Here is a 13566-nt window from a genome sequence, read left to right on the forward strand (position 1 = left end):
CTTTCGAAAATGGCAATTCCTGCTTTCCGCGTTACATGGTAACTGCTCCAATCAGGGCTAGATTGTGAACTTTAAACTAGATATCACGGTTTTAAAGAAACTCATTCGAAAAAACAAATTTATCATTTATCATTATTAGAATTTAACCATCGAAAAAGTATATACTCATTTTGCAAAAAATCAAATTTAAATCTTCAAAAAAAGATAATTTTTAACTAAATTTGAAGTATCAAAAAGCAAAATACTTGTGAGCACAAATAAACCACTTTTTACAGATTTTGAAAGCGTAAGTTCCAAACAATGGAAACAGCAAATTCAATACGAACTCAAAGGCGCCGATTACAACGAAACACTCGTTTGGGAAAGCCCAGAAGGCATCAAAGTAAAACCATTTTATCACAATGATGAAGTGGAAGAAACAGATTCTAAAATTTCAATAAATTCTCCAGAAAAAGCTTTTGAAATTCTTCAAAACATATTCGTTCACGACGTAAAAAAATCTAACGAACGTGCATTAGACTCACTTAATCGTGGAGCAGAAAGCATTCGTTTCACCATAGAAAACGATACCATTTCTATAGCAGATTTGATGCAAAATCTTCCATTAGAAAAAACAACTTACTATTTTTATCTGCCATTTCTATCTGTAGATTTCGCAACTAAAGTGAGTGATTATGCTTCAAAAAATCATGCGAAATTCGTAATCCAAGTTGATCCAATTGGGCAACTTACTAAAGACGGAAATTGGTTTGAAAACCTTGAAAGCGATTTTGAAAAACTAAATACTATTGCAAGTTCATCAGCAATTAATTACCTAAATATAAGTTCAGGAATTTACCAAAATGCTGGAGCCAATATGGTGCAGCAATTAGCTTACACTTTGGCTCAAGCTAATGAATATTTCAATAGAATTCCGGCATTAAAACATCCCATAACAATTGAAGTCGCAGTTGGAACTAACTACTTTTTCGAAATTGCAAAACTTAGAGCTTTACGACTATTGTTCAATACTTTAGCTAAAGAATACCATCATAATTTTGATTGTAACATCATAGTAACACCAACTCGCAGAAACAAAACCATCTACGATTACAACGTAAACATGCTTAGAACTACAACCGAATGTATGTCGGCAATTCTTGGTGGAGCAAATGTTGTAGCCAATTTGCCTTACGATGCATTGTATCATAAAGACAACGAATTTGGCGATAGAATTGCTAGAAACCAACTTTTAGTTTTAAAACACGAAAGTTATTTTGATAAAGTAAATAATCCTGCCGATGGCGCTTATTATATTGAAAATCTAACGCAACAATTAGCAGAAAAAGCATTAGAATTATTCAAAGACATTGAAAAAAATGGTGGTTTGATAACGCAATTAATCGAAGGAATTATTCAACGAAAAATCAGCGAAAGTGCCAATAAAGAGCAAGAATTATTCGACAATGGTAAAGAAATATTATTAGGAACCAACAAATATCCAAACAAAAACGATAGCATGAAAAACGATTTGGAATTGTATCCTTTTGTAAAACAAAATCCGCGCAAAACCCTAATCACTCCTATCATTGAAAAAAGATTGGCAGAGAAATTAGAGCAAGAGCGATTATCTCAAGAATCATAACCATGAGAAAAAATATACAACACATAACTTTGGAAAATTCCAAAAAGGAAACTCCAAATAACAATACAACAACTTTTCACACTGCTGAAAATATTGAAGTAAAAGCAACTTACTCTAAAGAAGACATTGAAAATTTGGAGCACATTGGTTTTGGAGCTGGATTTGCACCAAATCTTCGTGGACCTTATGCTACCATGTACGTTCGCAGACCTTGGACCATTCGTCAATATGCCGGATTTTCTACAGCTGAGGAAAGTAATGCTTTCTACAGAAGAAATCTTGCTGCTGGACAAAAAGGACTTTCTGTTGCGTTTGATTTAGCCACACATAGAGGTTACGATTCCGACCATGAACGTGTTTTTGGAGACGTTGGAAAAGCTGGTGTTGCTATCGATTCTGTGGAAGATATGAAAATTCTTTTCGACCAAATTCCTCTTGGTGAAATGTCGGTTTCTATGACTATGAATGGTGCTGTTTTACCAATTATGGCATTTTATATTGTTGCTGCCGAAGAACAAGGTATTGCTCCTGAATTACTTTCAGGAACGATTCAAAACGATATTTTGAAGGAATTTATGGTTAGAAATACCTACATCTATCCACCAACGCCTTCGATGAAAATCATTGCTGATATTTTTGAATATACCAGCAAGAAAATGCCAAAATTCAACTCGATTTCTATTTCGGGTTACCACATGCAAGAAGCTGGAGCAACTGCCGATATTGAATTGGCATACACTTTAGCCGACGGTTTAGAATACATTAGAACAGGTTTAGCAACCGGAATGAAAATCGATGAATTCGCTCCTCGCCTATCTTTCTTTTGGGCGATTGGAATGAACCATTTTATGGAAATAGCCAAGATGCGTGCTGGAAGAATGTTGTGGGCAAAATTGCTAAAACAATTCAGTCCAAAAGACGAAAAATCATTGGCTTTGAGAACGCATTGTCAAACATCAGGTTGGAGTTTAACCGAGCAAGATCCTTTTAATAATGTGGCTCGAACAGCCATTGAAGCAGCAGCTGCAGCATTTGGAGGAACTCAATCATTACACACTAATGCATTAGACGAAGCGATTGCTTTACCAACTGATTTCTCTGCTAGAATTGCAAGAAATACACAAATCTTTTTACAAGAAGAAACCAAAATTTGCAAAACAGTCGATCCTTGGGCTGGAAGTTATTATGTAGAAAGTTTGACCAACGAAATTGCGCAAAACGCGTGGAAACTAATTGAAGAAGTAGAAGAATTAGGTGGAATGACGAAAGCCATCGAAGCTGGAATTCCGAAATTGCGTATTGAAGAAGCTGCGGCAAGAAAGCAAGCTAGAATTGACAGCAGTCAAGATATTATTGTTGGTGTCAACAAATTTAGATTAGAAAAAGAAGATCCATTACAGATTTTGGATGTCGATAACGATATGGTGCGCAAGCAACAAATTGAACGTTTGACACAAATAAAAAGCACTCGCGACAACACCAAAGTTGCCGAATGTTTAGCAAAATTAACTGATTGTGCTAAAAACTCTAATGGAAATTTATTAGATTTGGCAGTAGAAGCAGCAAGAAACAGAGCGACATTAGGAGAAATCAGTGATGCTTTAGAAGCTATTTTTGGAAGATATAAAGCACAAATTAGAAGTTTTAGCGGCGTGTACAGTAAAGAAATAAAAAACGACGAGAGTTTTGAAAAAGCAAAACAACTAGCCGATGCCTTCGCCAAAAAAGAAGGTCGTCGTCCTAGAATTATGATTGCCAAAATGGGACAAGACGGACACGATCGTGGTGCGAAAGTAGTTGCCACAGGTTATGCAGACGTAGGTTTTGACGTAGATATTGGTCCTTTATTTCAAACGCCACAAGAAGCTGCGAAACAAGCCGTAGAAAACGATGTTCACATTCTTGGTGTTTCTTCATTGGCTGCTGGACACAAAACTTTAGTACCACAAGTTATTGAAGAACTAAAAAAATACGGACGCGAAGATATTATGGTCATTGTTGGTGGCGTAATTCCTGCGCAAGATTACCAATTCCTTTTTGATGCAGGTGCGGTTGCTGTTTTTGGTCCTGGAACTAAAATTAGTGAGGCTGCTATTAGTATTTTGGAGGTGCTTTTGGAAGAGTAGAATAATAAAAATTTATTTATAAAACATTATCGTATTTAATGAAAAGAAAGTTCCTACTTATATTTATTTTTTTGATTTCATTATCAGTTAATGCTCAAGATTATTCTAAATTTTTACCTTATTTTTCAAATAATTTATATGGTTTAGTTAACGACAAACAAGAGCAAATTGTTGAACCAAAATACAAAGAAGCAGAAATTATCAATGAGTTTTCCTTTGTTATATTTGATAAAATTCATTGCTATGATTTGTTCAATGGAAAATATGTAAACATTCCTTATTCTGAAGAAAATTCTTTTGTAGTGATTAGTAATGAACTTTTTGTTTTTAATTCAAAAGGCAACACTTTAATAAATCCTTACACTAAGGAAAAAATTCCATTAAAATTGAAATACAAATTCATGTACAACAGAACTTTTTATGATTTTAAATCTAAAAAGAGCTATGATTTGATTTTTGCTTACACCAATGATGAAAAACAATTATTTCTTAAAAATAATAAAACTTTAAGTCTTGCTATCAATGGGAAATTTCCATATAAAAATTTTAAAATTACCCAATGTCCGGTTGACAATTTTGAACAAAATGTAGGAATTCTGATTTTGAACAATGATAAATCTTTAAGCTGCTACAACTTTGACGGAACCAAATCATTTAAAATTGAAACTAATGAAATAGAAAAAACAACGGAATATGCTATTGAGTTTAAAAAAAGTGTGCATCAAAAGTTTGTAGATTTCTACGGATTTGAATCAATATTTTTTCCTGAATCTTTCTCTTTAAGTGATTTGGTTGGTGCTAGTTCTGGAAGGTTTTTCAATCGATTAATAGACAATATTCAACTTGGAAATGGATACACTTTAAAAATCAATAATTACAACTACGACTTGAATTCACCAAACAAAACATATTTTAAAGACACCAAATACGACAATATTTACCACTTCAATTATACCGAAAATCAATACTATATAAAATTTACTAAAAAATCTAACACAGATGAATTACAACTATTTGTAAACCATCCAAAAATAAATCCCAACATTTTAATGTGTCCAAAAGAGGAATTAATAAAATTTGAATTAATGAAATAAAAAAACAGCCTTGAAATTAATTCAAAGCTGCTTTCCTAATTAACCACTTACTAAACTATTCTATTGTTATTTCTGCCAAATTTTGGTTTTCTTTTACTTTTCCTAATTGGATTGTTTGCAGTTTTCTTTCTATGCTACCATTCCCTTTTCTAGTGTAAACCTCAACCATTACAGTAGCTGGTCCATTTTCTGTTAAAGCACTTTCACCAAAATAATTAGTTTTAATAATGTATTTTCCTTTTACAGCATTGCGTAATAAGTATTGCTCTGGTCCATAACCTTGGGTAAAATCTTTAGAAAATCTTGCACCAGCTTGTGTATCTCTGTGACCATAATAACATTCTTCGCCTGTTGGTTCAATAATATGCAAATCGATATCAGTATCCATTTGATTCCAGTTTAAAATTATTCTAATTTCTACTGGCATTTTATCTAGATATTTTTTATCTAATTTATCTGTTTTAATGCTTTTGTGTTCTTGCATCATGCGGTTTAAATCCATTAAAACAATATCCTCAACTCCTTCATACTGCCCTCGCATTTCACCATAATAATTCACTTCTAATCCTTTTATTAATTCATCAAAAGCCGCTTGAAACTGTCCATTATCTTCTAAAGTCAAAGCCAAATCACGATGTGCTTGTGGTTCTTGTTCTCGCCATATTGCAACTTGTTTAGCTGTATGCAAAGCATCTTCATAAGCTTCCCATTGACGCAATACATAAGTTAAGGATTTATACAATTGATGATTTTCTAATCCTAAATCTGCAATGGAGCTGACAATCAATAATGCCGTTGCTTTATCTCCAGAATCATAAAAATGATTAGCTACATCAAAATAAAAACTCGGATTGGTTTCTTGACCTTCACGCAATTCCAAATACAAACCATATTTTTTATCTGCTGGAGCATTGGCCAAAGCTTTAAGATAAATTCTATCAGGATTCCATTTACTTATTTTAGTCCTATCATTGTTTACAAAACCATTTTGATACGTTCCATTAAATTCAGAATTCGTTGCCCAAGTAGCATTTCCTCTAAAAGCAGCATTGGTTTCGACTTGTAAACCAGATACTACTTTACCAGCTAAATTGTTTATTACTGCATTTGGATTGGCAGCTTGTGTTAATTCCTTATTAGAAACAATACGTTGAGAAGAAACGACAGCATCTTTTTCTTTTTTCAATTCATAATCACTCTCTTCTTCTCTAGTATCTCTCCTTACACCCACTGCTTGCACAACAACTTCATTTAGTTGAACATTAGATTCTCTCAATGTTACATCAATCCGTTTAGTATTCCCAACAGTTATAGTCATACTTTGCATGCCAACAAATTGAAAAACAAGTACATCTCCAACTTTAGCATCTAGAGAATATTTTCCGTCAATATCTGTACTTACGCCTCTTGTTGTACCTCTAACCATAACAACTGCACCAGGCAATGGACCTTGGTTATCGTAAACCAAACCTCTAATAAAACTTGGATTAACTCCACTAAAACTAACATTTCTTGGAGGAGTTACCACAACTGGTTTTGGCTTAGGAATTTTTACTGGTTTAGGTTTAGAATACTTGGTATTATTATCCCACCATAATTTTAATGCTTCGTAATATTGAGCAACATTTTGCCAATTGTTGTATTTTTTGGCCTCTGCATTGGTGATTTGCTGTTTCATCATTCTATCAAATTCAGGACGCAATTCAGCAGGTGGAACAATATCATATTGAATATAATCGGATAAATTTTCTAAAACAATTAGGGATGTGTTATTCGTTACAATTCCATATTTCTTACCTAAAGTTTCAATTTCTTCAGCATTCTGTTTGTATTGAATTTCTAAGTTGGCAATTTTCTTCTGAGCCCATAATTTTTCTATACTAACATCTGTTGAAGCTTGTGTTGAAGCATTGATAGCTATAGTTTTTTCTATAGTTGGAGTGTCTCCATAACCAAACAATAAAACAACTTGATTTTGTTCTTTCAATGAAATTCCGGCTACGCTAAAACTTCCTGAAACTGGTGTTCCAACCATAGGATATAAATCGGTTACCATATAATTCTCTTTTACACCCAAAAACTTAAGACTTTGATTAACCAATTTATCTAAAGCATCTTCAACTTTTAATTGATTCAAATTGATAAAATTACCACCAGTTTTTATAGCATCATAATTCAAAAAAGCATAATCAGAAGAAGGCAATGAAGTAATTGTATAAACAGGTTTTTTAGTTGATGGCAAAACATTAGAACTCAATGAAGATAATCCATCTGTAAAGTACAAATACTCATCATGAACCGGTAATTTGATTTTAGAAAAACGTGTTCCTCCATCGTATTTTACTTGCTTTAAAGCTGCATTCAATTCACTCCAATCTCCATTTTTAATTTGGTAAGTCGCTTTTTTATCAAAAGTATATCCTGAAAAATAAAGTGTAACTTCTACAGTATTCAATCCTTTAAAATAAGCATCCAGTAAAGCTAATTCTTTTATCAAATCGCGTTTTCTACAACTTAAAGACACGTCCCAAATTAATCCGATTGAGTTTGGATTTTTCTTTTTTACATTCGCACCGTCTAAAACAGTGTTTGCATAAAAATAATGTTGTCCATCAACAGATTGCACGACAACACTTGGAATGTCTTGACGAATTGGAATAGAAATCAAGAGTTTGTCTTTAGGTTTGTAATTATTTTTGGTCAACGAAGTTTGATAACTTTGATTCAAATTTTCTAAAGCTAAAACACCTTCATCATTAGTCACAGTTGGAGTTGCAGAAGCTCCAAGAACGGCAACTGACAATTCGAAAACATCTAATGCATAAGGGTAACTACTCAACATTTGATATCCTAAATGGGTTGCATCTATACTACTTAATTCTTGTTCGTAGCCAATAATCACAATACGTTTTCCATTTGGTGGTAAAGGATAAATGCGTGTACGAAAATTATTTCCTTCTACTTTTTCCAACAATCCTGGATCTACGCGACGGTGTTCTATGGCTTCAAAAACCTGCTTTCCTTTATTCTTATTCACTGGAACTGCCTCACGCATTTTACCATTAATATCAATAGCATATCGAGAAACAGAAACACCTTCTGGTAAAGGAAACAACAACTCAGCTTCCATTTGACGATTAGTTCCATTAAAAAAGTGCATCTCTGTAGTAGTATAGGCAATATTTCCAACAACTTTTACATTTACTTTTAACTGACTCAATCGCACCAACGACGAATCTTTACCTTTAACATTCAACTGAGGATTTTGAGCTTGAACCCAACTTCCAAAAAACAAAAGCGAGATTAGAATAAGATTTTTCATGTAGATATTTATTTGTTTTCTTTCAAAACGTGTTACAATGTTATAGAGTAGTTATTTTATAAAAAGGTTGGGATAGAAAATATATTTATTTACTTTTATGCATAAAATAATTGTTCAGCATGTCCAAACTACCTCATATTACCACTAGTATTTTCAGCATAATGTCACAACTGGCAACAGATTATAAAGCCATAAATTTATCGCAAGGTTTTCCGAATTTTCCTGTAGATGAACGTTTAAAAAACTTAGTCGCTCAATTGTCAAATAAAGAAATTCATCAATATTTACCAATGGCTGGATTTCCTCCACTACTTGAGAAAATCGCGACACTTACCCAAAATTCTTATGGTAGAAAAGTGAATCCGAGAACTGATATTTTGATTACTGCTGGAGCAACAGAAGGTATATTTGCTGGCATACAAGCATTAGTTGAACCAAATGAAGAAGTTATCATTTTGGATCCTAGTTATGATTGTTATGAAACACCTATTTTACTTTGTAATGCTATTCCAAAACGCATCAATCTCAATACCGATTTCTCTCCAAATTGGGAACTTATTGGAGCTACTATGAATAGTAAAACCAAAATGATTATCATTAATAATCCTCATAATCCTACTGGAAAAACTTGGAGCGAAAATGACTTTGTACAACTCGAAAAATTATTAGAATTGTATCCAAAAGTTTTAGTTCTTTCTGATGAAGTTTATGAATACATCACTTTTGAGAACAAACATATTTCGATACATCATAGAGAAAAACTGAAAAATAGAAGTGTTAGCGTTTCCTCATTTGGTAAATCATTTCACATCACAGGTTGGAAAATTGGCTATTTAATTGCTCCTGAACATTTAATGATAGAAATTAAAAAAGTGCATCAGTTTTTAGTATTCAGTGTCAACAGTATCGCTCAATATGCCATCAATGATTATATGGATTTGATACAAGTTTCTGAACTTGGAAATTTTTACCAACAAAAGCGAGATTTATTTAGAAACTTAATGCAAAATTCTAAATTTGAACTACTTCCATGTGAGGGTTCATATTTCCAGATAGCTTCTTATGCTGCTATTTCTGATGAAACTGATTTAGATTTTACTAAGCGCTTGGTTACAGAATTTGGAGTGGCTACCATTCCTCTTTCTCCTTTTTATGCTGATGGGAAGCAAACACAATGCATTCGTTTTTGTTTTGCCAAAGAAGATAACACTTTGATAGAAGCAACGAATCGATTGTTAAAATTATAATATTATGCGTGCATAATAAATTATTTTCTATATTTACACTTCTAAAACAAACTAAACTATGGATTTTTCAGCAAAAATGCTTCGTGACGATGCTCTAAAAGGTAAAACAATTGTAGTAACAGGTGGCGGAAGTGGCTTGGGAAAAGCAATGACAAAATATTTTCTAGAATTAGGCGCTAATGTTGCAATTTCTTCAAGAGATTTGGAAAAATTAAAAACTACAGCATCAGAGTTAGAAAAAGAAACTGGTGGTAAATGCTTACCTATTCAATGTGATGTAAGACATTATGACCAAGTAGAAGCAATGCTTGCAGAAGTTTTAAAAACTTTTGGAAAGGTAGATGTTCTTCTAAACAATGCAGCTGGAAACTTCATCTCTCCTACCGAAAGATTGTCTGCAAATGCTTTTGACACAATTATTGATATTGTTTTGAAAGGTTCGAAAAACTGCACTTTAGCTTTTGGAAAACATTGGATTGAAACCAAGCAAACCAATTGCAATGTTTTAAATATTGTAACAACTTATGCCTGGACAGGTTCTGGTTATGTGGTTCCGAGTGCTACAGCAAAAGCTGGAGTTTTAGCTATGACCAGAAGTTTAGCAGTAGAATGGGCAAAATATGGTATTCGCATGAATGCTATTGCTCCTGGACCATTTCCAACTAAAGGTGCTTGGGACAGACTATTGCCAGGTGACTTAGCTGAAAAATTTGACATGGCTAAAAAAGTGCCATTACGAAGAGTTGGTGATCATCAAGAATTGGCAAATCTTGCTGCCTATTTAGTTTCCGATTTTTCTGCCTATATCAATGGTGAAGTTGTTACTATTGATGGTGGCGAATGGTTGCAAGGCGCAGGACAATTTAATATTCTAGAAAAAATTCCACAAGAAATGTGGGATATGCTTGAAGCAATGATTAAAAACAAAGGAAGTAAATAATAGTATTCAGTGGTCAGTAAAATGCTTTTCAAAAAAGTCAGTTAGAATTTTCTATCTGACTTTTTTATTTGAAAGAGAATTATTGTCTAACAATTTAGTACTGAACACTGAAAACTAAATTTTACAAGATTGTTAACAAATAACACTTTTATAAACCATAAAAAATTGTATTTTTACCACTCAAAATTTGAATCAAATAAATGGGTAAAATCATTGCAATCGCCAACCAAAAAGGTGGTGTAGGAAAAACGACTACTTCGGTAAATTTAGCCGCATCACTAGGAGTTTTAGAAAAGAAAGTTTTATTAATCGACGCCGATCCGCAAGCCAATGCGAGTTCGGGTTTAGGTATTGATGTAGAAAGTGTAGAAATTGGAACGTATCAAATTATTGAACAAAGTAACATTCCTGAAGAAGCAATTGTAAAATCTACTTCACCAAATGTTGATATAATTCCTGCGCACATTGACCTTGTTGCCATTGAAATTGAATTGGTAGACAAAGAAAATCGTGAGTATATGCTTAAACAAGCTTTAGAAAGCATTAAAGATAAATACGATTATATTTTAATTGATTGTGCACCATCACTAGGATTACTAACATTAAATGCTTTAACAGCAGCCGATTCTGTAGTAATTCCTATTCAATGTGAATATTTTGCTTTAGAAGGTTTAGGAAAATTATTGAATACAATAAAAAGTGTTCAAAAAATTCATAACCCAAACTTAGATATTGAAGGATTACTTTTAACAATGTACGATTCGCGTTTACGCCTTTCAAATCAGGTTGTAGAAGAAGTTCAAAAACATTTTAACGATATGGTTTTTAAAACAATCATTCAAAGAAATGTTAAGTTAAGTGAAGCACCAAGTTTTGGAGAAAGTATTATTGCTTTTGATGCAACAAGCAAAGGAGCTATAAATTACTTGAGTTTAGCAGAAGAAATTATTAAAAAAAATAGTAACTAATTTATGGCGAAGGCAATAAAAAAACAAGCTTTAGGAAGAGGATTGTCTGCTTTGTTAAAAGACCCTGATAACGATATTAAATCAATTGATGATAAAAATGCTGACAAAGTTGTTGGTAATATTCTTGAAATTGAAATTGATTCTATTGAAATAAATCCGTTTCAACCTCGATCTAATTTTAATGAAGAAGCATTAAAAGAATTAGCTTCATCAATCAAGGAACTTGGTGTTATTCAACCTATTACTGTAAGAAAATTAGATTTCAATAAATACCAATTGATTTCTGGTGAACGCCGTTTACGCGCTTCTAAGTTGGTTGGAATGACTACAATTCCTGCCTACATTCGTATCGCTAATGATAACGAATCATTGGTTATGGCGTTGGTAGAAAACATTCAACGTCACGATTTAGATCCAATCGAGATTGCTTTATCGTACCAACGTTTGATTGAAGAAATTCAACTGACTCAAGAACAAATGAGTGAACGAGTTGGAAAAAAACGTTCTACAATAACAAATTATTTACGTCTTTTAAAGTTAGACCCAATTATTCAAACAGGAATTCGTGATGGATTTATCAGTATGGGACATGGTCGTGCTATGATTAATATAGATGACCAAGATGTTCAAACTGATATTTATCAAAAAATTGTAAGCCAAAACCTTTCTGTTCGAGATACGGAAGCTTTAGTAAAAAAACATCAAGACGGATTAAAACCTGCTACTGCGAAAGCAAAAAAAGCAAGTTCATTTTCTATTGCAGACGACCAAAAGAAAGCCTTTACAAATTTCTTTGGCGCAAAAGTTGATGTAAAAGTTGACGGAAAAGGAAAAGGTAAAATTGCAATTCCATTTCATTCTGAAGAGGATTTTAATAGAATTGTAAAATTAATCAACGGTTAGTGATTAAGTCGATTTACATATCATTATTCTTACTTCTTTTGGGAAATAATTTGTCATTTAGCCAAACTGAATTGGGTAAAGATTTAGTAGCTTTAGATACTATTAGCAAATCTCAAATCAATCCGCTTGCACCTGCAAAAGCAGCTTTTTATTCTGCTGTTCTTCCTGGATTAGGACAAGCTTACAATAAGAAATATTGGAAAATTCCTATTGTTTATGGAGCTATGGGAACTAGTATTTATTTCTATATTAGTAATAATAAAAAATACCATCAATATAGAGATGCTTACAAAAGTCGATTAGAAGGTTATACAGGAGATGAATTTTCTTATTTAGATGATTCACGACTTATAGCTGCTCAAAAATTCTATCAAAGAAATCGAGATTTATCGATGCTTATCACAGGATTATTTTACATTTTAAATATTGTCGATGCTAACGTTGATGCTCACTTAATGCAATTCAACGTAAATGAAAAACTTACTGTAAAACCAGATATTTATAGAAATGATTTCACTTCAAGACAAAATCTTGGCATTTCTGTAACTTTAAAATTATAAAGTTTTCTTAAAACTGTAACAAACAACATCACAAGCTAACTAACTCATCATGAAAATAGCACTTCTTGGATACGGAAAAATGGGTAAAGTAATTGAACGAATTGCTCTAGAAAGAGGTCATGAAATCGTACTAAGAAAATCAAGTGCTTCTTCTTTTGATGGATTAGATAATGCTGATGTTGCCATAGATTTTAGTGTACCAAGTTCTGCTGTCACAAATATTTCTGAGTGTTTGAATAACGGAATTCCCGTAATTTCAGGAACTACAGGTTGGTTGGAAGATTACAATAAAATGGTAGCACTTTGTGAAGAAAAAAATGGCGCCTTTATTTATGGTTCCAATTTTAGTTTAGGAGTAAATTTATTTTTTGAATTGAATAATTATTTGGCAAAAATGATGTCAAAGTTCAATCAATATAAAGTTACGATGGAGGAAATTCATCATACTCAAAAGTTAGATGCACCAAGTGGAACCGCAATTTCATTAGCAAAAGGAATTATAGAAAATTCAGATTATAACATTTGGACTTTAGATAATCCAAATGAAAACGAAATTCAAATTGATGCCAAAAGAATAGAAAATGTTCCAGGAACACATAGTATTTTTTACACATCAGAAGTAGACACTATAGAAATCAAACATACAGCACATAATCGCGATGGGTTTGCTTTAGGTTCAATAATTGCTGCCGAATGGTTAGTAGGAAAAAAAGGTGTTTTTTCAATGAAAGACGTTTTAGAATTAGAATAAAGAAAATAGATATAGAAGATTAAATGAATTA

At 32.6% G+C, this 13566-nt stretch carries 10 protein-coding genes; 9 read left to right on the forward strand and 1 reads right to left on the reverse strand.

The features are described 5' to 3' along the window. The first annotated feature begins 247 nt into the window (after positions 1 to 247). The 3 genes from ABD771_RS01625 to ABD771_RS01635 are packed head-to-tail and all read left to right on the forward strand — an operon-like array spanning position 248 to position 4844. The gene (locus tag ABD771_RS01625; RefSeq protein ID WP_345089696.1) at positions 248 to 1624 is read left to right on the forward strand and encodes a methylmalonyl-CoA mutase subunit beta; all 1377 of its coding nucleotides are present in this window, start codon (positions 248 to 250) and stop codon (positions 1622 to 1624) included. A gap of 2 nt (positions 1625 to 1626) precedes the next feature. Continuing rightward, the gene (scpA, locus tag ABD771_RS01630; RefSeq protein ID WP_345089699.1) at positions 1627 to 3750 is read left to right on the forward strand and encodes a methylmalonyl-CoA mutase; all 2124 of its coding nucleotides are present in this window, start codon (positions 1627 to 1629) and stop codon (positions 3748 to 3750) included. A gap of 38 nt (positions 3751 to 3788) precedes the next feature. Then, positions 3789 to 4844 carry a hypothetical protein gene (locus ABD771_RS01635; protein ID WP_345089702.1) on the forward strand — a complete coding sequence of 352 codons (1056 nt, stop codon included), beginning with the start codon at positions 3789 to 3791 and terminating at the stop codon, positions 4842 to 4844. Positions 4845 to 4899: 55 nt separating this feature from the next. Here ABD771_RS01635 and ABD771_RS01640 read toward each other — a convergent pair whose 3' ends face one another. Then, a complete protein-coding gene (locus ABD771_RS01640; RefSeq protein ID WP_345089705.1) occupies positions 4900 to 8166 on the reverse strand; it encodes a VIT domain-containing protein in 3267 nt (1088 codons plus the stop codon). A 119-nt stretch (positions 8167 to 8285) separates the two neighbouring features. Between ABD771_RS01640 and ABD771_RS01645 the strand changes: the two genes are divergently transcribed. From ABD771_RS01645 to dapB, 6 genes are all read left to right on the forward strand, one after another. Continuing rightward, entirely contained in the window at positions 8286 to 9413 is a 1128-nt protein-coding gene (locus ABD771_RS01645) for a methionine aminotransferase (protein WP_345089707.1), read from the forward strand. Between the two features lie 58 nt (positions 9414 to 9471). Further along, entirely contained in the window at positions 9472 to 10353 is an 882-nt protein-coding gene (locus ABD771_RS01650; protein ID WP_345089709.1) for an SDR family oxidoreductase, read from the forward strand. A 200-nt stretch (positions 10354 to 10553) separates the two neighbouring features. Then, positions 10554 to 11321, forward strand: coding sequence for a ParA family protein (locus ABD771_RS01655; protein WP_345089711.1), 768 nt, complete (start codon positions 10554 to 10556; stop codon positions 11319 to 11321). Positions 11322 to 11324: 3 nt separating this feature from the next. Continuing rightward, complete coding sequence (locus ABD771_RS01660) at positions 11325 to 12224, forward strand: ParB/RepB/Spo0J family partition protein (protein WP_345089713.1); 900 nt, start codon at positions 11325 to 11327, stop codon at positions 12222 to 12224. Positions 12225 to 12274: 50 nt separating this feature from the next. Beyond that, positions 12275 to 12784, forward strand: coding sequence for a DUF5683 domain-containing protein (locus tag ABD771_RS01665; RefSeq protein ID WP_345089715.1), 510 nt, complete (start codon positions 12275 to 12277; stop codon positions 12782 to 12784). A gap of 49 nt (positions 12785 to 12833) precedes the next feature. Beyond that, positions 12834 to 13535, forward strand: a complete 702-nt coding sequence (gene dapB / locus ABD771_RS01670) for a 4-hydroxy-tetrahydrodipicolinate reductase (protein ID WP_345089718.1) — start codon at positions 12834 to 12836, stop codon at positions 13533 to 13535. Positions 13536 to 13566: the final 31 nt, after the last annotated feature.

The organism is Flavobacterium chungnamense, assembly GCF_039539165.1.
GTDB lineage: Bacteria > Bacteroidota > Bacteroidia > Flavobacteriales > Flavobacteriaceae > Flavobacterium > Flavobacterium chungnamense.

Bases quoted from the DNA above. Each gene is read 5' to 3' on its own strand.
- scpA (WP_345089699.1), top strand. From the start codon at position 1,627: ATGAGAAAAAATATACAACACATAACTTTGGAAAATTCCAAAAAGGAA.
- dapB (WP_345089718.1), top strand. From the start codon at position 12,834: ATGAAAATAGCACTTCTTGGATACGGAAAAATGGGTAAAGTAATTGAA.
- ABD771_RS01660 (WP_345089713.1), top strand. From the start codon at position 11,325: ATGGCGAAGGCAATAAAAAAACAAGCTTTAGGAAGAGGATTGTCTGCT.
- ABD771_RS01640 (WP_345089705.1), bottom strand. From the start codon at position 8,166: ATGAAAAATCTTATTCTAATCTCGCTTTTGTTTTTTGGAAGTTGGGTT.
- ABD771_RS01645 (WP_345089707.1), top strand. From the start codon at position 8,286: ATGTCCAAACTACCTCATATTACCACTAGTATTTTCAGCATAATGTCA.
- ABD771_RS01635 (WP_345089702.1), top strand. From the start codon at position 3,789: ATGAAAAGAAAGTTCCTACTTATATTTATTTTTTTGATTTCATTATCA.
- ABD771_RS01655 (WP_345089711.1), top strand. From the start codon at position 10,554: ATGGGTAAAATCATTGCAATCGCCAACCAAAAAGGTGGTGTAGGAAAA.
- ABD771_RS01650 (WP_345089709.1), top strand. From the start codon at position 9,472: ATGGATTTTTCAGCAAAAATGCTTCGTGACGATGCTCTAAAAGGTAAA.